Consider the following 22,192-nt stretch of genomic DNA (forward strand, 5'->3'; position numbering starts at 1 on the left):
AACAAAGGTAACCAAAGTGTCTTTTTTATCAATAGGTTTTTCTTACAACTTAACACCTAAAAAAGCCGCTTAGTGTGAAGCGGCTTTTTTTGAGTGATAGGCTAACAGCTATTTTTTTATAATCCTAATGGTTTCGGTTTTACCGTCTACAGAAACTTTAACAAAATACGCTCCCGCCTGTAATAACGACATGTCTACCTCGCTACTTACGGCATTAGGCGCCATATCAACCACTTGCTGGCCTAACATGTTATACACAGCCACTTGGGTAATATGGTGCTGGGCCTTTATGTTTAACATGTTGTTCACGGGATTAGGCGAATAGGCAAACAACGCCTTTTCTTGAGCATTGGATACCGATAGCGCATCAGAAGACCATAGCTTAACATTAAAGGTTTTCCCTATTGTGGTTGAAGAATCACTGTATTGATAAACCCTAAAGTAATAGGTGTCGCCAATGGTTAGCCCTGTAAGCATAACCTCTTCTGGGTTGCCAGCGTCGGCACAGCCAATGTTAACCAATGCTCCGCACGCTCCCGAGTAGGCCTGAATAACAATATCTATAAAAACAGCCTCATCATTAACTGTAATATTCACATTTTCTGTAAGGGCTTCAAAGGCATACCAAACATCATCGTTTGCAGTCCCCGAAAAGCTATTGCATTCTTCAGCCTCAAGTCCTGAGTCTGTAGCGCTTTCAATGGTTCCAGGGTGCGATGTTGCCAAGTCGGCACTGGTTATGTTGGTTTCCTGAACCAAAACTTCGGCGTTTGCACAATCGTCATTTGCCGGCGGTGATACTGGCGTACCCGCACAAAATGCCACATCGCCAAAATCATCATTGCCCCAATCGTAAATACGCAAATAGTAGGTTGCACTAGAAGACAAGCCTGAAAAGGTCGCTGATGATGCTGTGGCACATGCTTCTTCTACCAATGCGCCGCAAGCACCGCTATACAGCTCTACTTGTGTGGTGGAAAAATCTGAACTATTTACTGAAAAATTAATTTCTGTTGCTCCTGATGGCATTGTAAAGGTATACCAAATGTCGCCACCTCCATAGGTTGCGACTGCGCAACTTGCTTGGGAAACACCCGAATTTGAGGCGTTAACATTGCTTCCTATTACTTCTGGACCACACATCTCCAGGCCTATTGTTATGGGTATTGCGTTTGCACAATCATCATTCGCGGGTGGTAACGCTTCTGTGGTAAAGGTAAATGAGCTCCAAGCGCTTATATCGCCTCCGCCACAATCGGCTTGATAATACACATAATATACCGTGTCTGACATTAAGGAGGTTAACATGCCGTTATACTCTGGTGTCCCAGACACCGTATCGGCACCATCTTCCTCGCTGTTTCCGGGTGTAAAATTGGCTGCGGCTTTCCATTCTAAATACCAAACCGTTTCACCTCCCCCAGCGGCCCAAGACAAGTCGGCAGCACTTATTGTTACGTTGCTGGCAGCCATGTTTGTTGGGGCCAAACACGATGGGGTTTGGTAGGTTACCTCCAAATCGATATCAAAATAAACGGTATCTATCCAGGGGTCAATATTATTAGAAGTTATGGTTATGGTGGTAAAGCCCGTAACATCCAGACCATTAAAATCGGCATCACATCCATTTGGGATAGACGTGCCATTGGCAACGCCTCCTGTTACGGCTAAACTAAAATCATACCAATCGCCACACCATCCTGTTCCTCCTGTAGGACTATCATAATGAGAAGTAAATGTCCCTAACGAAACTGCCTGAATGGGCTGTCCTTGGTTTACCGTAATATCGGTACTGTTAATGGTTAAGACCGTTGGGGCTGCATCGCTACCAAAGGCACCAAAGTTTTCTGTGGATTGGGATTGTGCGTTAGCTTGCCATAAAAAAGCAAGACTACACAAGGCAAAAAGCCATAATGTAATTTTTTTCATTGCGCCAGTTTTAAATTGATTAATAATTAGCTCATCTTTAAGGTATTAATATTTTTTCAAATACAACTTAAAGCTGTAGCAACATTCGTTAAACTTTCTTTTTTTACCGACTAATGAAGTGCCTTTAATTATAAAGTTTTTATTTGTTGTTGTTACAAACAAAAAAAGGCGCCTTTAAAAGACGCCTTTTTAATACCTTATTTTAAAAGGATTATTTCTTAATAATTCTAATGGTTTCGGTGGTACCGTCTACAGTTACTTTAACAAAGTAAGCGCCTGCCTGTAATGCCGACATGTCTACATTGCTAATTACTGCATTAGGAGCCGTTCTAACCACTTCCTGCCCCAACATGTTATACACAGACACGTTGCTTATGTTGCGTTGTGCCTTTAAGTTTAACTCGTTGTTTACCGGGTTAGGGTAGTAAGTGAATAACTTTTCATTTAACACGAAACTATCAGTAGATAACGAGCTATCAACTGTTAATTTGTAATCTTCAGCTTCTCCTCTACCATAGGTAAAAGAACAAGCATCGTCATCACCAGGATTGCTATCACTATAATCTATTAAAACACGCATTCTATAATCCCCATTTGGAGTACCACTAGGCACCGTTATTGTTCCTGTCTGGCCATATCCATAAGAAGTCGTTGAGAATAAAACTTCAGAAGTATCAAACTGTAAATCGTTGTTCCAATCTACCCAAATAGCAGAACCAACACTACCTGAAATAATTTCAAGGTTAAAGTCAAAACTTTGATCTGCAGCCAAACTTACGGTGTGAGTATCAAAATAATCTCCATAGTTATCAATCGATAGACCAGAAGATGAGTTGTCTATATTCGTACCTGTAGCTCCTGTAGTAGTAAAAACATCTATATAAGTTAAAGTACTTGTTCCCGAAGGCACACAATGACCTGTATAAAATTCAACAGGGCCAATCCAAGCACCATAATCTGAGCCACCACAATAAGATCTTACATATATTTCGTAAAATGTATCAGCCATTAATGTGGCATCTTGAGCAGATGGCGTCCCGCTTACTGCCGTACCTGAACCTGTAGGCGCATCTAAATCTGCTGTTTGAACGACATATTCCCAATCGGTTGTTGAACCATCTTCTTGTGTCCAAGAAAAATCAACTGATGTCCCTGTTAACCCATCTATAGTAATATCTGAAACGTCTGAACAAGCAGGAATCTCTCTTACCACAAACGTACTTACATGAAAGTACACATCTTCAGAATCATTTACAGTACCTTCAGACCCCCAAAATGCAAACTGAACTTGTCCTGTTTGTGCTGTTAAATCGTAGGTTATTTCCTCCCCGACATCGGTTGGTACATTTCCTTGAGTCCAAGATTGCATAGTCGTCCATGTTGCTCCGCCATCGGTTGTCATTAATAATGCTACTTCATCATCCGACCCTAAATCGGCTCCTGAACCACTAGTCCCACCTTCTGTTAAAGCTACATAAACCTTTAATTCGCTAGGCGCTGCAGAAGATAAATCGATAATTGGAGAAATAAGCCAGTCACTTTTATAATCCGACCAAATGTTTATTGCATTACTAGGCGTTCCATTATGGCTACTTGCATACCATAACCCACTACCAAAACCTGCCGGCCCAGAGGCAATGTCACCTTCTGTAGCTTCTCTCCAGCAATCTGGCGCATTAGTAGACATATCTGCTGTATAATCAGGTGTATAAGCAGCACATTCAGTGGTAAACACAAAAGCACCAGCCCATGTACTGGTATCGCCGCCACCACAATCGGCTTGGTAATACACATAATAGGTTGTATTAGGTGTTAAGTTAATGGCGCTATAAGCCGGAGCCCCAGATGCTGAATCTGTACCATCTGCTTCCCCATTACCAGGTGTAAAATCGGCGCCTGCTTTCCACTCTAAATTCCATGCGGTTTCTCCACTTGCACCTGCAGTCCATTCTAAATCAGCTGTAGTCGCTGTAACAACTACATCTGTCATTGCAGATGGTGGAAGACAAGTTGGTGGATTGGGAACTGTAATCATAAAAGATGCCTCTAATTCTTCTGGTGTACCTTCACACGAAGATTGAGCATCTGTATCTTCTCCATCATTAGGAGAAACACCTCCATTATCTCCAATAACACTACCAAAAGCTGTTACAGAAATAAGTGTTCCATCCCAACCATCATCATACTGATCGTAACAATTCACATAATATACACCCGGTGCAATATTAATGTCTACATTTATTAATCCAGCTCCATCACATTGGGTGCCATTTCCTTGCCCCCAAATCTGAGTTCCTCCTCCATTTGCTTCGGTTGTAATACTAACCCATTTTTCACCTGTGTAAGACCCTCCATTGGTTGTTATATTAATGACGCTTTGCGCCATCCCCTGCCACGAAAAGGCAAAACAACATAACGCGAAAAAGTAAAATGTAATTTTTTTCATTTAGTTAAATTTTTTAGTTTGTAGTTAATTGAACTGTTAAAATATTGATAATTTTAGACATCTTAAGCAGAAGTTTCCTCTAATCGATAAAAAGCGTTTTTATCCGACAAAACGAAAGCTTGATTTTTTTAAACGCATAAAAAAAAGGCCCCCCAATGGTGCCCTTTTAAAACAGTCTGTATTTAAAGCTATTTTTAGTCTTTTACAAAGGCTTCCATAACCTCGTTGCTAACCCCAACGTTAGAAAACCCACCATCGTGAAATAAATTTTGCAGGGTAACCATTTTGGTTAGGTCGCTAAACATGCTTACAATATAATTGGCACAGTCTAGCGCCGAGGCATTGCCTAATGGCGACATTTTATCGGCATAGCTTATAAAGCCATCAAATCCTTTAACCCCTTGACCTGCTGTTGTTGGTGTTGGCGATTGCGAAATGGTGTTTACGCGCACGTTTTTATCTTTTCCGAAGAAATAGCCAAAGCTTCTTGCTATGCTTTCTAGCAAGGCTTTGTTATCTGCCATATCGTTGTAGTCTGGGAACACGCGTTGCGCTGCCATATAGGTTAATGCAATGATGCTTCCCCAATTGTTCATGGCATCTTTTTTATAAAGGGTTTGCATCACTTTATGAAAAGAGGTGGCCGACACATCGGTGCCTTTTTGAGTCCAATCGTAGTTTTGGTCGGTATAATGCTTTCCTTTTCTCACGTTAATAGACATCCCTATGGAGTGCAGTACAAAATCTATTTTTCCGCCCAAGATTTCCATCGATTGCTCTACCAAGGCTTCCAAATCTTCTAAAGATGTCGCGTCGGCAGGAATAATCTGAGAACCTGTTTGCTCTGCAAGCTTGTTTATTTGTCCCATACGCATGGCCACCGGCGCATTGGTTAGCACAAACTCACCGCCTTCTTCATGAACCCGTAAGGCTGTTTTCCAAGCAATCGAATTTTCGTCTAATGCTCCAAAAATAATTCCTTTCTTACCTTTTAATAAATTGTATGACATAGTCTTGTTATTGATTCGTTGTTTAAAATTCAAAGATAGTATTAATTCAATAATTGTTTGGCATGCGCCATTGCCGAATTTGAAATTTCTACCCCGCCAAGCATTTGGGCAATTTCTACAATACGTTGGTCGTGGTTTAACTTATGTAGGTTTGTTGTTGCAACGGCCTTATCGTTATCTTTAAACACTTTAAAGTGTGTGTGGCCCTTAGCGGCAACTTGCGGCAAGTGGGTAATGGCAAACACCTGCATGTTTTGGCTCATGGCCAGCATAATTTCGGCCATTTTATTGGAAACTTCGCCAGAAACCCCCGTATCGATTTCATCGAACATTATGGATGGTAATTGAATGTACTTGGACAGCACATATTTTATAGAAAGCATTATTCTGGATAACTCCCCGCCAGAGGCTGCTTTTTTCAGCTCGTTAAACGGCATGCCTTTATTGGCTGTAAACAAAAACGACAGCACGTCTTTACCGTTTGGTAAAAACTCGTTTGTCGGTTCTAACTGAACTTTAAATTGGGCGTTGGGCATGCCCAGCTGTGTTAAAAGTTCCTGCAGCTGTGCTGTTAGATTTGGAATGGCTTGTTCCCTTTGTTTTTTAATGGCAGCTGCGGTCTGGTTTAAGGCTGTTTCTTGTAGGTTTATTTGCGCTTGCAAGGCTTCGATGTCGGTATCTAGATGTTCGGTTTGCGATACCGTTTTGGCCAACTGGTTTTTTAGCGCTATAAGCCCTTCAACGTCATCGACTAGGTGCTTTTTCATTAAAGCATGAATGCGTTCCAATTTATCGCCTACAAGCTGCAAGCGGTTGGGATCGGTCTCTAAACCGGCTTGTAGGGTTTCTATTTCAGAAAAAATATCGTCGATTTCGATAACTACAGACTGAATGCGGTCGCTTTCGGTTTTATAGCGTTCTGAAAAACGGGCCAAAACCTGAAAGTTATTTTTCAATTCATTCAACATCGAAAGGATGCTTAGTTGCTCGTTATCCAACAATTGGTGCGAGTGCAACAGTTTTTCTTGAATGGCTTCTATATTGTTAAGGGTTTCGTACTCTTCTTCTAGAGCTTGCAACTCACCCGGCACCAAATTAGCCTCCTCCAGTTCGTTAAGTAAAAACACATTGTAGTCGTGTTCTTTTATCGCCTCTGCTTTGTTTTTTACTTTGGCTTCCAGCGTTTTTTTAAGCGCTTTGTAGGCCTTTAGCGCTTCTTGATAGGTGATTAAGTTTTTGGTGTTGTTCGCCAAGGCGTCGATTACCTTAAACTGAAATTCATTTGTAACCAATTGCAGGGTTTCATGCTGCGAATGGATGTCTATTAGTTTGCTTGCCAAAGCTTGCAAGCTGTTTAGCGTTACCGGCGAGTCGTTTATAAAGGCCCGGGATTTTCCCGAGGGTAAAATTTCTCTTCGTATAATGGTTTGGGGGTCGTAGTCTAATGCTTCGCTTTCAAAAAACGCTTGTAGGCCTAGTGGTGCAATGTTAAAAACAGCTTCAATAATGCATTTCTGCTCTGGGTTTTTAATGGCACTCAAATCGGCACGTTTTCCTAAAATAAGGGACAAGCCTCCTAGAAGTATGGATTTTCCAGCGCCTGTTTCTCCGGTAATAATGGTAAAGCCTTGGGTGAAATCGACCTGAAGCTTTTCTATTAGTGCATAGTTTTTTATAGACAGTGATGCTAGCATTTAAGTATTTTTAAGTAACTACTAGAAAAAAGAAGCGGCACAAATACGCCTTAAAATGTAATGTTACGCCATTTGCTGGAATGCATGGGCGCGACCTTATTTAAGGTACTTAACAGTTCTGTAATCTCGACACTTGGGCCATCGGTAAAGATTTGCTCGATTTCATCGGCCTTGGCATCAAAAAACACACGTAATAAGTACGAGTTTGGGCGTCTGGCATGTAAGGCGTTAAAACTATTTAAGGCATTTACCAGTCCCGATTTTCCCGATTTTACATTGCTGTGCATTTCGTCTAGGCCTTTTCTGTGATAAGCATACATAACCTCCCTAAACTCCTTGTAGGTTGATGCGCTTATGTTATCTATTAGGGCATATCTGGATTGCAAGCCGTCTTCTAACCGCCAGCCTTTTGAGCCTTCCTGCTGAGAGTAATTGGCTATGGTTTGGGCTTGTTTAAAATACACATCGCCGCCATTGGGGGCAAACGTATCGGCGTCGACACCCAAAATCATGTAGATATGAAAGGCTAAAACCGACACCAGATTAGATTGAAACTGATTGGGGCTAAATATTAGATTCTGAAATTCTAAATACTTAAACGTAAAATCCTTGTCGTTTATGTTGTAAACAGGCGTGCTATAGGTTGACCCAAAAACCGGTCTGGAAGATTGCACCTGTATGCTCGCCTTATAAACATCGTTATTGTATTCTGTAATGTTTATAAAAATGCCGCAACTTATTTTTTCTTGCGCTTCGAAGGTTTTGTCTGTCCATTTGGTATTATTAACAAACTCGGCAAGTTGCTTTTCTAGGGTTTTGAATATTTGCAGGTTTTCGTTACCTGTTTGTTGTGCGTTAACCACAACATTGCAGTTAAGCTCTTGCGAGAAGCCAGACCAGGACAACAACATTAAAACAATAAGTATTCTATTCATTAAGCTGATTTAAAATTTCGTTTAGAATGTCTTTGGCCACATCGGCTTTCGACTTTAGTTCAAACTCTAAAATACGATCTTTATTATCGATAAAGGTTACTTTATTGGTTGGCGATTTAAACCCAGCACCTGTATCGTTTAACGAATTTAATACAATTAAATTTAAATTTTTCTTTTTCAGCTTTTGTTTTGCGTTTTCTAGCTCATTATTGGTTTCTAGAGCAAATCCCACTAAAAATTGTGAGGTTTTAATGGCACCTAACGAGGCGAGAATGTCTTTGTTTTTTACCAGTTCTAGCTGCAGGTGATCCGATTTTTTCTTGATTTTTTGGTCGGCAACATGCTTGGGTCTATAATCTGACACAGCTGCCGATAGGATGGCAATATCGCTAGTATTAAAGTAGTTGTGCGCTTCTTGATACATGTCTTGAGCACTTACCACTGGAATAACCTTAATTAAGCTATGGGTAACGGTTTGGTTGGTTGGCCCTGTAATTAAAATAACCTGAGCCCCCATATTGGCTGAAGCTTTGGCAATCTCGAAGCCCATTTTACCGCTAGAGTGGTTGCCTATAAACCTAACCGGATCGATAGCCTCGTATGTGGGGCCTGCCGTAATTAAAACTGTTTTTCCTTTTAGGGGCAGTTTTCCTAGAATATCGTTTTCTATAAACGCCAGTATGTGTTCTGGTTCTGCCATTCTACCTTCGCCTACCAAGCCGCTGGCTAGTTCACCGCTTTCGGCAGGAATCATGACGTTGCCATACGCCTGAAGCGTTTTTAAGGTGGTTTTTGTCGATTGGTGTTTGTACATGTCTAAATCCATGGCAGGTGCAAAATATACAGGGCATTTTGCCGAAAGGTAGGTTGCCAGCAATAAATTATCGCAAGTACCGTGTGCCATTTTAGACATGGTATTGGCCGTGGCTGGGGCAATCACCATAACGTCTGCCCACAGGCCTAACTCTACATGGTTGTTCCACGTATCGTTATCATCGTCGTCGTTGGTAAATGACGTATGGACTGGATTTTTTGAAAGTGTTGATAATGTTAACGGGGTAACAAAATCTTTAGCGGAAGGCGTTAATACAACTTTCACATTGGCACCAGCTTTAATAAAAAGCCGGACCAATGTAGCTGTTTTGTAAGCGGCTATGCCAGCACTTATGCCGAGTAAAATATTTTTACCGCTTAAAATAGACATGGAACTAAATTATAGTTTAGCGTCTTCTTCTGTATTTCTGTAATAGATTTTATCGTCTAACCACTCTTTTACAGCCAAGGCATGAGGCTTAGGTAGTCTTTCGTAAAATCTAGACACCTCTATTTGCTCTTTGTTTTCAAAGATTTCCTCTAAGCTATCGTTATAGGTAGCAAACTCCTCAAGCTTTTCTATCAATTCCTTTTTAATTTCAGAATTGATTTGTTCTGCGCGTCTTGCAATAACAGAAATAGCCTCGTAAATGTTACCTGTTTGTTGGTCGATAGCATTTCTGTTGTATGTAGTTGTTGATGTTGGTGCCTTAATTTTCTTTACGTCCATTATCTTAAAAATTTAGCTTTTGGTATTGAATGTCTCCAATTCGTTATTTATGTCGATGATCATTTTATCTGCTTCTTTTATATGCTCTGATGCGGCGTAGGCCTTTTTAAACGAATTGTAATACGCTTTGGCATTTTCTAAGCGCGTTTCCTTTTTTGAAGCAATACTGTTCATGGCTAGCTTATAAGCCGAGTCTAATTTGTAAAACAACGCATCTTCTCTTAAACTAGAGCCAGGAAAATCGAAAATAAAATTATCGAAGGCTTTTATTGAAGCTTCGTAATCGCCCGTGTATCCTGCAATTTTATTGTACTGTTTGGCTATCTCGTAAGCTTTGCGCTCCAATTTAAAGTCCAATTCCTTAACCATGGCATTGGCCTCTGGCATGTATTGCGAGTTTGGGTACACATTAATAAATTCTTGCAGTTTGCTTAAGGCTTCTTTGGTTTCTACTTGCGCTTTAGAGTATACCGGCGATAACGTATAAGAGCTTTTGGCACTTAAAAAGGCGGCTTCCTCTATTTTTTCGCTATTGGGGTAAGCCGTAACAAACCTATCAAACTGGTAGCCTGCCAAGTAATATTCTTTCATTTCATAAAAGGTCATGGAATACAGGAACATTAACTTTTCGGCTTGAGGTTTCCCTCTGTAGTTGGGCACTATTTGCTTAAACAATTTATTGGCCTTGGCGTACTTGCCTTTGTTGAACATTTCCTCGCCTACTTGAAATTTTTCTGAAATCTCTTCAGATTTCATAGCTTTTTGGTAAGGACTACAAGCGGCTAAAATTGTGCACGTTATAATTATGTAAAAAAGTTTCTTCATCGTTAAAAAACAGACTGCAAAGCTAATTGATTATTATGGATTTTAAAAATATTTTTCTAGTGCTAAATTAAAGTTTAAACCCCATGGCATATAGGGTTTAATTTTAATTTAACATTTAGAAGGTTTTTATGTAGCTGGCAATTTGCTTTTTTAAGGCATTAGTTGCCTGAACCAAAGGCAATCTAACCTCTGGCTTACACAAGCCCTTTTCTGCCAAAACAGCTTTTATGCCTGCCGGATTATTTTCAGAGAAAATATACCCAATAACATCCATTAATTTAAAATGAATTTTATACGCCTCTTGGACGTTATCCTGCAACCCCAATTGAATCATTTTTGAAAATTCCTTTGGAAATGCTTGACCAATAACAGAAATAACCCCTGCTCCGCCAGCCAAAGCAACCCCTAAAGCCAAGTCGTCATCGCCCGAGATAATCGCGAAGTCTTCGGGTTTGTTTTTTATCAGCTCTAAATACTGCGATATGTTATTGCCGGCTTCTTTTACGGCGATAATATTTTCAAAATCCCGAGCCAATCTTAACGTGGTTTCCGGCAACATGTTAGAAGCGGTTCTGCCTGGCACATTATAGAGAATAATAGGTTTTGGAGACGCTAAGGCAATGGCTTTAAAATGCTGGTAAATGCCTTCTTGTGTTGGCTTGCTATAATAAGGCGACACCGAAAGCAGGGCATCTACCTCGTTTAAATTGGTGTTGTTTATTTCCTCTATAACGGCGGCGGTATTGTTACCACCAATGCCCAACACAACAGGCAAACGCTTGTTGTTGGTTTTTACAACCGTCTCTAAAATGGCCTTCTTTTCGGCTTTTGTAATGGTCGCACTCTCGCCGGTGGTTCCACTAACAACCAAGTAATTTGTACCGTTTTCTATATTGTATTCAACAAGTTTTGAAAGCGCTTCGAAATCTACGCTTAAATCTTCTTTAAAAGGCGTTACTAAAGCAACCCCTGTTCCTTGAAATTTATTGTTCATCATCTAATTTGTTTAAAACCTTAAGGTATTTACACAGTTCGTTTTTAAAATCTGTAATCTGGTTTAAATCTGTTTTTACAATTAAATCGTTTAGTCGCTCATCCAACTGAAAAATCCCCACTTTAAACGTTGCCTTAGATTTTGCTGTTATGTACTTAAGCTCTAAAACCTCTTTGGCATAATAGCTTATAAGCACATCAAAATCTGTTTTTACAAATGTTTGTAGTTCGGGGTTGGTAATCTTACCATTCCAAGAAAAATCCTTGGGATTAAAACAGATGTTACAAGCGCAAGCACCTTCATGTTTTATATTTGAAAACGCAATAATTTTAAGCTTGTTTGGCTTAACATTAACAGCCTCTGCTATGGATCTTAAAGCATCGAAATCTGAAATTTCATCAGCATTTAAAACCACCCCCATGCTTTTTATCTTGCGGTTTTCAACATTCTCTTTAGAGGCATTAAGGATTAAATTTAACTGCTTTTTAATAGATTTTTCTTTAAAACCCTTTAAAATCATTCTATATTTATACTTTCTACAAAAGTAGCTAAAACTAATTATAAAAGCTTGTTAAAAAACCCATGAAATTAACACACCTCACCTTCCTCTTTTTGCTTACAACCATTTTGGCCTGTAAGCAAGAAAACAAACAGCTAACACGCATAGAAGGCAAACTACTACCAATAACCGACAGTTTAGAACTTAACAAAACCATTGATAGCGTTATTGCACCATACAGAACCCATGTTAACAAAGACTTAGACAGTGTTTTGGCCTACGCCATGGATACGTACTCTAAAAGTGATGGCGAACTGAATACCGCGATTGGAAACCTTTTTGCCGACGCCATTTTTGAGCAAGCCAATCCTATTTTTAAATCCAGAACCTCTAAGGATATTGATATTGTTTTAGTTAATCACGGCGGTATTAGGGCCATAATTTCTAAAGGCAACGTAACCAAACGTACAGCTTACAGCATTATGCCTTTTGAAAACAGCCTGGTCGTGGCAGCATTAAACGGGAAACAAGTTAAACAACTGGTAGACTACCTTGTAAGGGCCAAACGCGCCCACCCTATTTTTGGTTTAAAACTAACCGTCGATGCCGATTACAACCTAAAAGAAGCCCTGGTAAACAACCAGCCTATCGACACCACAAAAACCTACTACGTAGCAACCAACGACTATTTGTACAACGGTGGCGACCACATGACCTTCTTTAAACCAAACGATTCCTTATACGTTTTAGACTATAAAATAAGGAATGTGCTTTTAGACTATTTTTATAAAAAAGACACCATTAACCCTTCTATTGACGATAGATTTATAAAACTTCAAGAATAACCCATGAAACGTAGAGATTTTATTAATCAAGCGGCAGCCACCACAGCATTGGTTTCGCTAGGCGGTTTAGGCTTACAGAGCTTCTCGACCAAAAGTAGCGCAACGCAAATTACCATTCTACACACCAATGATGTGCATAGTCATATCGACCCATTTGGGCCAGACGATGGCAGAAATCCCAACAAGGGCGGTGTAGCAAGAAGGGCTACTTTAGTAGAACACATTAGAAAAGAAAACCCCAATACCCTCCTATTAGATGCCGGCGATATGTTTCAAGGCACCCCCTATTTTAATTACTACGGGGGCGAACTTGAGTTTAAACTCATGAGCATGTTAAAATACGATGCCGCAACCATAGGCAACCACGATTTTGACAATGGTATAGATGGGCTTTACGCCCAACTGCCACATGCAAAGTTCGACCTTATTTCGGCGAATTACGATTTTTCCAATACCGTTATGGATACGCATGTAAAGCCCTATAAAATTTTTACCAAGGAGCATATAAAAATTGGCGTTTATGGCTTAGGCATTAAACTGGAAGGCTTGGTAGATGTGGCCTTAAGCAAGGAAACTAAATACTTAGATCCGATAGAAATAGCCCAAGATACAGAACGAATTTTAAAAGACGAACACAACTGCGACCTGGTTATTTGCCTTTCGCATATAGGCTATTACTATGGCGATAAATCGACCAAGGTAAGCGACCTTATTGTAGCCAGAAAAACCAAACATACCGACCTTATTATTGGAGGACACACCCATACGTTCTTGCCCAAGCCCACCATTGAAAAAAACAGCGTTGGCAAACATGTTTTGGTTAACCAAGTTGGATGTTATGGAATAAATTTAGGCCGTATTGATTTTTATTTTGACAGCCAAAAGAACAAAAGTGCCGATGGCACCGCTATAATCGTTTAGGTTAAAACGTTATCGGGCACGCTTAAGGTAGACGCCTGCACTCTTTTTTGTTGTCTACGACGCAATGGCATGGTTTGCATAAGCACATATTTGTATAAAAACAATAAACCTGCAAGGTGTAAAACACGCTCGATAACTGCAAACACATCGTTGTATATGTAGTAATTTATAATGTAATACAACACGTCTGAAAACACAAAGCACAGGGCCATAATTAAAAATGTTATGGCCTGTTTTGAATCGTTGTTTAAATACACCACAAACGACACGAACAATAACGCGACAAGCGAGCTGCTTTTTAAAACGTATAGCCCAACCTGAAAGGCACCGGAGGCACTAAATTGTAACATCCAAAACAATTCGTATAGGAAATACGAGTTTACAGCCAACACCAACAACAAATAAAGCCCAATGACCTTATCGAACGCTATGGTTTTAAGTCGCGTAAAGGCATAAAAAATCAGGCCCAAATAGCTTAAAAAGTAAAATAGGCCAGAAAACTCCACAACACTTTGGTTTATATGAAAAACAGATAAAAAGTCACCCAAAAAGGAAAACAGGTAAAAGAATAAAAAAACAAGCCCTACCGCTCGCTGCTTCACATAAAAAAACAGAAAAAAGACAGGGACATAAATGGGTTTTAGGAACCAGAGAAGGCCTTCATTTTCACTCAAAAGAGCAACCAGTGTGAGCAACAAAAGGCTGAACAATACACCAATAAATAGGGCATTAAAATTGGCTTTAAACAATTTTTTCATAATAGAAGAACATAAGTAGGTATAACAAATATATGTTTTTATATCGGTAATTTTATGCACTTCATCGAAAAAAATGTTAAAATTTTAAGTAAAAGCTAGCTTTGTGTCTAGGTGCACACCATTAAACAGACCTATGAAATACTTTGTAATATTTGCTTATTTATTAATTTTTATAAACTGCAAAGCTCAAGACTGACTAAAATCTACTTGGCAATTACTAAGGTCAATTCTAAACCAAAAAACTTCGTATATTTATCATTATCTGACAGTTATACGAACGCCGTTGTACTTCATTATAACCAACCACTAACCAATGATAAAATTCTTTAGAAAAATTAGACAAAAAACTCTGACTGAAAATAAATTTGGAAAGTATTTAACCTATGCTATTGGAGAAATTATTCTTGTAGTTATTGGGATTTTGATCGCCCTACAGATTAACAACTGGAACATAAACAAAAGTAATATAAAAGAATCTAAAGAGTTTGTTACACGATTAAAAGCCGAAGTAAAAAGTAATATAGGTTTTACTCAAGAGGAAATCGAAAAAAAAGAAAACCAAAGGAGGAGTTCATTGGCTATTTTAAAAATGGTTGGCGAAGATATAACCAAACTTTCTTCCAAAACATTGGACAGCCTAATCAATATATCTATGGCAAATGGCAACATGGAGTTTAAAAACGGAACCTTAAACGAAGGACTAAATACTGGAAAGGTCGCACTTATTAAATCCGACTCCTTAAAGACACTTTTATACGGTTTACCATCTCTTGTCGAAGAGGTTAGAATTGGAGAAAAATACATGAACGAAGACCTTAACGATTATTTTTATCCGTTTATATATGAGCATATCAGTTTCAGACAAATGGACTATGAACACACTGCACATGGAAAACTAATCGGACCTTCAAAATTTAGCAGCCACAACAATTTAAATGTGCTGAATATTCTAAAGTTTGAGAGCTTAATAGACAATATATTTTATAACTCTAATATACAGATTGACAACTACAAAAGACTTAAAACTGAATTAGAAAACCTCTATGAATTAATCGAGGAATATGACTAAAATAACAAAAGCACAACAATGTATAACCGCAATTACGGCGGATTAGACTATCCTTCGACTTCGCTCAAGGCAAACCGAATCCACCCGGAATAACCAATGCCAGTTCTAAACCGAAAAACTTTGTGTTTTTATCCTGAAAATAACGCCTAAAAAGAAATATATTTATACTTATATAACCCGTTGGCTGCAATTTGTAAATGATTCGAATTTGGTGTATATTTACATCAAAATATGTAATTATGTCGAGACAAAGTATATCATTTACAAAACCGAACGATGAATGGCTAAAAGCCCAAGTGGACAATAAAGAATATTCTAGCAAAAGCGAATTAGTTAACGATTTAATTAGACAAGCCCGAAAACAGCAAGTTCAAATTGACTGGATTCGAGCTAAAATTGAAAAAGCTGAAAATAGTGGATTTACGAATGACAGTAAAGAAAGTATTTTAGCTCAATCAAAGTCTTTGCTAAATGGCTAAATACAAACTGACAAATGAAGCGAAAAATGACTTGATTCGGATTCACCACTATGGAGTAAAAAAATTCGGAATGACCCAAGCGGACAAATATTTTGAGTCTTTTTTTGAATATTTTGACATTATCGCTGAACGTCCTTTTTTCTTTGAATCTGTTGACTATATCAAAAAAGGATACAGACGTTGCGTGTGTGGAGTTGATAGTATTTTCTATAAAGTCAATGAAAATATTGTTGAAATAGTGACAATAGTTGGAAGACAAGATTTGAATGAAAAATTATAATGGAATTTAAAAAACTGTAGCCAACAATGTATAAGCGCGATTTACTCACGAGCTATTATTTGTTTTTGTGTTCATCAGTCGCTTCGCTTTGGTCGGCAGATTCGACTATCCTTCGACTTCGCTCAGGGTTAACCAAATCCACTCGGAATAACCAATGCCAGTTCTAAACCAAAAAACTTTGTGTTTTTATCCTGAAAACAACGCCTAAAAAGAAATATATTTATACTTATATAACACGTTGTGTTTCATACCGAAAACCAGCCGCTCAAATAGCACATTTGTTTTTTTTGCCGACACAAAAGCCAACGCCGAAAAAATAAAAGAGCTGTTTCTTGCCAACGCTCGGAATAATATTAAATTTGAGAAAAAAGATTAAAATTTCATGAGCTTATTTCAGAACTCTGTTCTAAACAAATATTTAAAAGGATTGGAGTCCGAAAAAGTCAATCAAGCTTACGAGCGATTTACAAGCCATTTCCATAATCCTACCATTCAAGAAAACATAAGAAATTCCAAAGAGGAACAATATCAAGGCGAATTCTTAATTGACCTTTTTGTGAATGTTTTAGGTTACATTAAAAACCCAACACCTGACTTTAATCTCACAACGGAATTAAAAAATATAAAAGGTTCAAAAAAAACTGATGGAGCAATTTTGAAAGGAGAAAAAGCACTTGCAGTAATTGAACTAAAAGGAACAAATACAACTGATTTAAGCAAAGTAGAAACCCAAGCATTTGGATATAAAAACAACCAACCAGGTTGTAATTATGTCATTACTTCAAACTTTGAGAAGTTGCGTTTTTACATTGACAATGCAGTTGACTTTGAGGAATTCAATTTATTTCAGCTTTCAAAAGAACGTTTCGACATGCTTTGGCTTTGCCTTTCATCAGACTATTTGTTAAAAGACATTCCCAAAAAGATAAAAGACGAATCTTTAACGCAGGAAGAAAACGTCACCAAAAAATTATACAAAGATTACGCTTCTTTCAGAAATGAGATTTTTGATGCCATACAAAAAGAAAATCCTGAATACGATAAGTTAACGTTATTCAAGAAAACGCAGAAATTACTCGACCGTTTTCTATTTATCTTTTTTGCAGAAGATAGATTGTTATTGCCACCAAATTCTATTCGTTCTATTGTAAACCAATGGACTGATTTACGTGATAAATATGACGAATATTTTCCTTTGTACAACCGATTTAAAAAATATTTCGGTTATATGAACACAGGACACAAAGGACAACAACACGATATTTTTGCTTACAATGGTGGACTTTTTGCACCAGATGAGATTTTAGATAATATCAAAATTAATGACGATTTACTTTACAAACACACAGTTAATTTAAGTACCTACGATTTTGAAAGTGAAGTAAGCGTAAACATACTAGGTCATATTTTTGAACATTCATTAAACGACATTGATGAAATTCAAGCAGAAATACAAGGCGTTGCGACCGAACAAAGCAAAACCAAGCGTAAAAAAGACGGTGTTTTTTATACCCCAAAATATATTACCAAATACATTGTAGATAATACAGTTGGCAAACTTTGTGAGGAAAAGAAAACTAAACTCGACATTCAAGAAGCTGAATATGAAAAAGAACGTAAAGGAAGACAAAAAGAGACTTTAAAAAAGCTATCTCAAAAATTAGAAGATTATAGAAAATGGTTATTGCAGATTACTATTTGCGACCCAGCTTGTGGTAGTGGTGCTTTTTTAAACCAAGCGTTAGAATTTCTAATTGCTGAACATCAATACATTGACGAGTTACAAGCCAAACTTTTTGGAGATGCCATGGTATTGAGCGAAGTGGAAAATGCCATTTTGGAAAACAACATTTACGGAGTAGATATAAACGAAGAAAGTGTTGAAATTGCTAAACTTTCTCTTTGGTTACGAACTGCACAAAAAGGTAGAAAACTCACTTCTTTAAATAACAACATTAAATGTGGTAACAGTTTAATTGACGAACCAACTGTTGCAGGAGATAAAGCATTTAATTGGAAAAACGAATTTCCAGAAGTTTTTGCAAAAGGTGGTTTTGATGTGGTGATTGGGAATCCGCCTTATGTTCAGCATAGGAGATTGATGGAATATTCAAGTCACTTTAAAAATCAATTTTCAGTTTATACTGGCACATCTGATTTAAGTGTATATTTTTATGAACAGGCAATAAATATTTTAAAAGACGATGGATTTTTAGCTTATATTAATACGAATAAGTTTTTTAACACAGAATATGGCTTACCATTAAGAAACTATTTAACTAATTATCAAATAAATACAATCATTAATTTTGAACAAGTGTCTATTTTCAAAGACGCTTTGGTTTCAAGTACAATAAACCTAATTCGTAAATCAAATCCATTAAGTATCGTAAATTATGTAGAGTTCAACAAAGAAAAACTTGCAGATTTAGATTTTCAGAACGAGCTAATTAGTCGAAAGAGAGAAATAACCAACAATTATTTAAAGAAAAATAGTTGGTTGTTTACTGACCCTAAAATTTCTTTAATCATTAAAAAGATAAAAGGTAAGGGTAAAGCAATTGGAGATATTGAGGATTTAGAAATTAAAAGAGGTATTACTACAGGTTATGATGACGCATTTTTGATAGAAAAATCACATTTGTTAAACACTACCCATCCTGAAATTTCAAAATCAATTTTACGAGGAAAAGATATAAAAAGATATGAGTTAGCAGAAAGTGGTTTAAGCTTGCTATTTATACCTTGGCATTTTCCATTACACTTGGATGAATCTATAAGTGGTGCAAGTCAAGATGCAGAAGAATCTTTGAAAATAAAATATCCTCAACTTTACGAACATTTAATAAAGCATAAGGACAAGTTATCTAACAGGAACAAGTCAGAAACTGGTAAGAGATATGAATGGTATGCTTTACAAAGGTGTGCCGCTTCATATTATGAACTTTTTGATAAACCTAAAATAGTTTGGGGTTTAATAACTGGTAATTGGGGATTTAGTTTAGACGAATCCGGAAATTTTCTAACTAGTTCTTCATTTTTTTTGACTTCGAATAATATAAACCTTAAGTTACTTTTAGGTTTGTTAAACTCAAAATTGTATAAATTCTATTTCAAGAATGTGGGTGAGCAAACTGCTGGCGGAGCTTATGTATTGAAAAAAACTTCGGTTGAAAAATTTATTTATCCATCTATAAAAGAAAATAATCTATTGCTTGAAAACATCAATGAAATGAGAATATTAAGCAACAATTTGAATAAATATGAAGCAAATTTTTTAATGCTTGTAAAATCCAAGTTTGGTGATTTAAAATTAACAACAAAACTTCGTAGCTGGCACCAATTAGACTTTAATCTATTTTTAAAAGATTTAGAAAAAGTACGTAAAAAATATGCTAAAGAAAACGAAACAGAATACAAAAAATTATCATTGAGCGAAGAAGCAGAATGGATGCAATATTTTAATGAGCAAAAACAAAAAGCAGAGGAATTAAAAGCAGAAATTGATAAAACGGACAAAGAAATAGACCAAATGGTTTATGAATTGTACGGATTGACAGAAGAAGAAATCGCCATTGTTGAGGAAGCAACAAAATAGAAAGAATTTCATTTGGCGATTCATGAACACATTATTGAAAAATAGAAATGAAGTGAGTAAATAAACATTGTGGAAGAAGCCAACGCATAAAGCCATACACATTTGCAATTACTCACGGATTTAAAAATTGTATTTTGGTGTTCGTGAATGTTTTACATTTCGCTTCAGCCAAACCACAAGCCAAAAATTGCAAAAGAGTATGATCTTTGCCAACAACACATAACCACAATTGCAACTGATTCGACTACCCTTCAACTTCGCTCAGGGTTAACTGAATCCACTCGGAATTGCTAACGTCAGCGCTAAACCGAAAATCATTAACTTTAATCCCGTAGCTGACAGTTATACGAGACCGCTAGCCACAATTAAAATCCAGAACTAACCGAATGACAACTTTTCCAGTATCAAATTCAACTTTATCAGAAAAAGAATTAGGTATTTTCATCAAAGACAAATACAATTTAAGCGAAAGTTTTGAATGTAAATTATTCAGAACAGGAATGAATCACACCTATTTCATTTCTAATACAAAAGAAAAGTACGTAATTAGAGTTTACTGTTATAATTGGAGAACAAAAACCGAAATTCAAGAAGAATTATCATTACTCGAATTACTCAAAAAAAACAATCTTTCCGTTTCATATCCAATTTCAGATAAAGAAGACAACCAAATTCAAGAAATAAATGCGCCTGAAGGGCTTCGCTATGTAGTTCTCTTCTCTTTCGCAAAAGGAGAAAAAATGAGATTTATGGACAATAACACTTGCTCTGAAATTGGCTCACTTATGGCTAAAATTCATAATATTACAGCTAACAAGGCAATTAATAGGGCTAATTATAATTCTAACCTACTTTTAAAACAGTCCTACAACCAGCTAGTTCATTTTTTTGCAGAGAATTTGGCTGAAATGAGGTATCTAAAAGATCTTGACAATAAAATTTCAAAAACCTTTGAGGAAATTAATCCATTAAAGTTTCAAAAAGGGATAGTTCATCTTGACATTTGGTATGATAACTTGAGTGTTAATGACAACAGAGAAATTACACTATTTGACTTTGACAATTGTGGGAATGGATTATTGATTTTAGACATTGGTTACTTTTGCAAACAATTGTTCTTCATAGAATCTGACAAGGAAAAATATGAATCAAAAGTTGAAAGCTTTCTAAATGGTTATCGAAAATTAAGAGAGCTTACAGACAAGGAAATTAAATTAATTCCAGAAGCTGGAGCTTCAATCTTTACTTTTTATCTTGGAGTACAAGCACAAAGATTTGATTGGTCGAATATATTTCTAACCGAAAACTATCTGAAAATGTTTGTTGGAAGGATAAAATCTTGGATGGAATATTATAAAAACAAAAAAATAACTGCTACCAACAACACATAACCACAAATGCAACTGATTAGACTGTCTTTCAGCCTCACCTAGGCTAAACTGAATCCACTCGGAATAACCAATGCCAGTTCTAAACCAAAAAACTTCGTATATTTATCCGTGACTATCTATTATGCACACAGTTAGGTCATTAAAAAAAGAATCCATATGAAAAAAAACGTCTTCTTCCTATTAATTGCCGTTTTGGCTCTTAACTGTAAAAACAAAGACATGGCATATACCGACCCCATTCCGAAACACGACAGTTTAACAATAGCATCAAAATTTGTGAATGAAGACCGTGTGATTAACATTTGGATCCCTCCAAACTATAAAAATTCGACCGACAGTTTTCCCGTGCTTTATATGCCAGATGGGGGAATAAAAGAGGATTTCCCACACATTGCCAACACATTGGATAAATTGCTATCTGAAAATAAAATTCCGCCATTTATATTAGTTGGAATTGAAAACACAAAAAGAGGGCGGGATTTAACAGGATTTTCGGAAGCTGAATACGACAAACAGTTTTGCCCCGTAACAGATGGCGCTAAAGACTTTAGGGCATTCATCTTAGAAGAATTAATACCAGAAATCAATAGAAAATACCGAACAACAAATAGAAAAGGCATTATTGGAGAGTCACTCGCTGGGCTTTTCGTCATGGAAACATGCTTTACCATGCCAAATACATTTGATTTTTATATTGCAATGGATCCTTCTCTTTGGTGGAACAATCACTTTTTAGCAAAAAATGCCGATGCACTATTATCTAAATTCCCCGACCAAAATTTAAAACTATGGTTTGCAGGTTCAAGTGCAGAAGACATTTCTAAATTCACTAAACGCGTAGAAAATAGCTTAAAAACAAGTGCTCCTCCAAAATTAACTTGGAAATATTCGGATGAACCAAATGAAAAACACAGCACCATTTTTAGAGCAACAAAAGAAAAAGCTCTTATTTGGACACTAAATAATTAAAGCCTAA

The 22,192-nt window shown here is 37.1% G+C and carries 19 protein-coding genes; 8 read left to right on the forward strand and 11 right to left on the reverse strand.

Annotated elements, in window-relative coordinates:
- Positions 1 to 108 precede the first annotated feature (108 nt).
- The 10 genes from IA57_RS00405 to IA57_RS00450 form a co-directional block, all read right to left on the reverse strand.
- Positions 109 to 1,929 carry a T9SS type A sorting domain-containing protein gene (locus IA57_RS00405; RefSeq protein ID WP_036117762.1) on the reverse strand — a complete coding sequence of 607 codons (1,821 nt, stop codon included), beginning with the start codon at positions 1,927 to 1,929 and terminating at the stop codon, positions 109 to 111.
- A 211-nt stretch (positions 1,930 to 2,140) separates the two neighbouring features.
- Positions 2,141 to 4,375, reverse strand: coding sequence for a T9SS type A sorting domain-containing protein (locus tag IA57_RS00410; RefSeq protein WP_084176691.1), 2,235 nt, complete (start codon positions 4,373 to 4,375; stop codon positions 2,141 to 2,143).
- Between the two features lie 194 nt (positions 4,376 to 4,569).
- Entirely contained in the window at positions 4,570 to 5,385 is an 816-nt protein-coding gene (locus IA57_RS00415) for an enoyl-ACP reductase FabI (RefSeq protein ID WP_036117768.1), read from the reverse strand.
- Between the two features lie 41 nt (positions 5,386 to 5,426).
- Positions 5,427 to 7,079: a DNA repair protein RecN gene (gene recN, locus IA57_RS00420; RefSeq protein WP_036117771.1), complete on the reverse strand. Its 1,653-nt coding sequence runs from the start codon at positions 7,077 to 7,079 to the stop codon at positions 5,427 to 5,429.
- A 50-nt stretch (positions 7,080 to 7,129) separates the two neighbouring features.
- Positions 7,130 to 8,014, reverse strand: coding sequence for a type IX secretion system protein PorD (gene porD, locus IA57_RS00425; RefSeq protein ID WP_036117774.1), 885 nt, complete (start codon positions 8,012 to 8,014; stop codon positions 7,130 to 7,132).
- A complete protein-coding gene (gene coaBC, locus IA57_RS00430; protein WP_036117777.1) occupies positions 8,007 to 9,218 on the reverse strand; it encodes a bifunctional phosphopantothenoylcysteine decarboxylase/phosphopantothenate--cysteine ligase CoaBC in 1,212 nt (403 codons plus the stop codon). The genes porD and coaBC overlap by 8 nt, the downstream gene beginning before the upstream one ends.
- A gap of 9 nt (positions 9,219 to 9,227) precedes the next feature.
- Positions 9,228 to 9,557, reverse strand: coding sequence for a DNA-directed RNA polymerase subunit omega (locus tag IA57_RS00435; protein ID WP_036117780.1), 330 nt, complete (start codon positions 9,555 to 9,557; stop codon positions 9,228 to 9,230).
- Positions 9,558 to 9,569: 12 nt separating this feature from the next.
- Positions 9,570 to 10,382, reverse strand: a complete 813-nt coding sequence (locus IA57_RS00440; RefSeq protein ID WP_036117783.1) for an outer membrane protein assembly factor BamD — start codon at positions 10,380 to 10,382, stop codon at positions 9,570 to 9,572.
- A 115-nt stretch (positions 10,383 to 10,497) separates the two neighbouring features.
- Positions 10,498 to 11,376 (reverse strand): 4-hydroxy-tetrahydrodipicolinate synthase, encoded by an 879-nt coding sequence (gene dapA, locus IA57_RS00445; protein WP_036117786.1) that lies wholly within the window; start codon positions 11,374 to 11,376, stop codon positions 10,498 to 10,500.
- Positions 11,366 to 11,896 (reverse strand): DUF6913 domain-containing protein, encoded by a 531-nt coding sequence (locus tag IA57_RS00450; RefSeq protein WP_036117789.1) that lies wholly within the window; start codon positions 11,894 to 11,896, stop codon positions 11,366 to 11,368. The genes dapA and IA57_RS00450 overlap by 11 nt, the downstream gene beginning before the upstream one ends.
- A 62-nt stretch (positions 11,897 to 11,958) precedes the next feature.
- Here IA57_RS00450 and IA57_RS00455 point away from each other — a divergent pair, with 62 nt between their 5' ends.
- Both IA57_RS00455 and IA57_RS00460 read left to right on the forward strand, forming a co-directional pair.
- Positions 11,959 to 12,720 (forward strand): 5'-nucleotidase C-terminal domain-containing protein, encoded by a 762-nt coding sequence (locus IA57_RS00455; protein WP_036117792.1) that lies wholly within the window; start codon positions 11,959 to 11,961, stop codon positions 12,718 to 12,720.
- A 3-nt stretch (positions 12,721 to 12,723) separates the two neighbouring features.
- Complete coding sequence (locus IA57_RS00460) at positions 12,724 to 13,641, forward strand: bifunctional metallophosphatase/5'-nucleotidase (protein WP_036117795.1); 918 nt, start codon at positions 12,724 to 12,726, stop codon at positions 13,639 to 13,641.
- Here the strand turns inward: IA57_RS00460 and IA57_RS00465 are convergent.
- The gene (locus IA57_RS00465) at positions 13,638 to 14,189 is read right to left on the reverse strand and encodes a hypothetical protein (protein WP_144242138.1); all 552 of its coding nucleotides are present in this window, start codon (positions 14,187 to 14,189) and stop codon (positions 13,638 to 13,640) included. The genes IA57_RS00460 and IA57_RS00465 overlap by 4 nt on opposite strands.
- A gap of 523 nt (positions 14,190 to 14,712) precedes the next feature.
- Between IA57_RS00465 and IA57_RS12280 the strand changes: the two genes are divergently transcribed.
- The 6 genes from IA57_RS12280 to IA57_RS00495 all read left to right on the forward strand — a co-directional run bounded on the left by IA57_RS12280 (position 14,713) and on the right by IA57_RS00495 (position 22,185).
- Positions 14,713 to 15,468, forward strand: coding sequence for a DUF6090 family protein (locus IA57_RS12280; RefSeq protein ID WP_051880935.1), 756 nt, complete (start codon positions 14,713 to 14,715; stop codon positions 15,466 to 15,468).
- Between the two features lie 239 nt (positions 15,469 to 15,707).
- Positions 15,708 to 15,947 carry a ribbon-helix-helix domain-containing protein gene (locus tag IA57_RS00475; protein WP_036118677.1) on the forward strand — a complete coding sequence of 80 codons (240 nt, stop codon included), beginning with the start codon at positions 15,708 to 15,710 and terminating at the stop codon, positions 15,945 to 15,947.
- Positions 15,940 to 16,227 (forward strand): type II toxin-antitoxin system RelE/ParE family toxin, encoded by a 288-nt coding sequence (locus tag IA57_RS00480; RefSeq protein WP_036117799.1) that lies wholly within the window; start codon positions 15,940 to 15,942, stop codon positions 16,225 to 16,227. The genes IA57_RS00475 and IA57_RS00480 overlap by 8 nt, the downstream gene beginning before the upstream one ends.
- A gap of 382 nt (positions 16,228 to 16,609) precedes the next feature.
- Positions 16,610 to 19,825, forward strand: a complete 3,216-nt coding sequence (locus IA57_RS00485; RefSeq protein WP_036117801.1) for an Eco57I restriction-modification methylase domain-containing protein — start codon at positions 16,610 to 16,612, stop codon at positions 19,823 to 19,825.
- A gap of 386 nt (positions 19,826 to 20,211) precedes the next feature.
- Entirely contained in the window at positions 20,212 to 21,216 is a 1,005-nt protein-coding gene (locus IA57_RS00490) for a phosphotransferase (RefSeq protein WP_036117803.1), read from the forward strand.
- A 156-nt stretch (positions 21,217 to 21,372) separates the two neighbouring features.
- Complete coding sequence (locus tag IA57_RS00495) at positions 21,373 to 22,185, forward strand: alpha/beta hydrolase (protein WP_036117806.1); 813 nt, start codon at positions 21,373 to 21,375, stop codon at positions 22,183 to 22,185.
- Positions 22,186 to 22,192 lie beyond the last annotated feature (7 nt).

It is taken from the genome of Mangrovimonas yunxiaonensis (assembly GCF_000733475.1).
GTDB lineage: Bacteria > Bacteroidota > Bacteroidia > Flavobacteriales > Flavobacteriaceae > Mangrovimonas > Mangrovimonas yunxiaonensis.

Excerpts from the sequence above, each read along its gene's own strand:
- IA57_RS00480 (WP_036117799.1), top strand. The coding sequence starts at position 15,940 with ATGGCTAAATACAAACTGACAAATGAAGCGAAAAATGACTTGATTCGG.
- coaBC (WP_036117777.1), bottom strand. The coding sequence starts at position 9,218 with ATGTCTATTTTAAGCGGTAAAAATATTTTACTCGGCATAAGTGCTGGC.
- IA57_RS12280 (WP_051880935.1), top strand. The coding sequence starts at position 14,713 with ATGATAAAATTCTTTAGAAAAATTAGACAAAAAACTCTGACTGAAAAT.
- IA57_RS00460 (WP_036117795.1), top strand. The coding sequence starts at position 12,724 with ATGAAACGTAGAGATTTTATTAATCAAGCGGCAGCCACCACAGCATTG.
- IA57_RS00450 (WP_036117789.1), bottom strand. The coding sequence starts at position 11,896 with ATGATTTTAAAGGGTTTTAAAGAAAAATCTATTAAAAAGCAGTTAAAT.
- IA57_RS00490 (WP_036117803.1), top strand. The coding sequence starts at position 20,212 with ATGACAACTTTTCCAGTATCAAATTCAACTTTATCAGAAAAAGAATTA.
- IA57_RS00495 (WP_036117806.1), top strand. The coding sequence starts at position 21,373 with ATGAAAAAAAACGTCTTCTTCCTATTAATTGCCGTTTTGGCTCTTAAC.
- IA57_RS00415 (WP_036117768.1), bottom strand. The coding sequence starts at position 5,385 with ATGTCATACAATTTATTAAAAGGTAAGAAAGGAATTATTTTTGGAGCA.
- IA57_RS00405 (WP_036117762.1), bottom strand. The coding sequence starts at position 1,929 with ATGAAAAAAATTACATTATGGCTTTTTGCCTTGTGTAGTCTTGCTTTT.
- IA57_RS00440 (WP_036117783.1), bottom strand. The coding sequence starts at position 10,382 with ATGAAGAAACTTTTTTACATAATTATAACGTGCACAATTTTAGCCGCT.
- IA57_RS00475 (WP_036118677.1), top strand. The coding sequence starts at position 15,708 with ATGTCGAGACAAAGTATATCATTTACAAAACCGAACGATGAATGGCTA.
- IA57_RS00410 (WP_084176691.1), bottom strand. The coding sequence starts at position 4,375 with ATGAAAAAAATTACATTTTACTTTTTCGCGTTATGTTGTTTTGCCTTT.
- dapA (WP_036117786.1), bottom strand. The coding sequence starts at position 11,376 with ATGAACAATAAATTTCAAGGAACAGGGGTTGCTTTAGTAACGCCTTTT.
- porD (WP_036117774.1), bottom strand. The coding sequence starts at position 8,014 with ATGAATAGAATACTTATTGTTTTAATGTTGTTGTCCTGGTCTGGCTTC.
- IA57_RS00485 (WP_036117801.1), top strand. The coding sequence starts at position 16,610 with ATGAGCTTATTTCAGAACTCTGTTCTAAACAAATATTTAAAAGGATTG.
- recN (WP_036117771.1), bottom strand. The coding sequence starts at position 7,079 with ATGCTAGCATCACTGTCTATAAAAAACTATGCACTAATAGAAAAGCTT.
- IA57_RS00435 (WP_036117780.1), bottom strand. The coding sequence starts at position 9,557 with ATGGACGTAAAGAAAATTAAGGCACCAACATCAACAACTACATACAAC.
- IA57_RS00455 (WP_036117792.1), top strand. The coding sequence starts at position 11,959 with ATGAAATTAACACACCTCACCTTCCTCTTTTTGCTTACAACCATTTTG.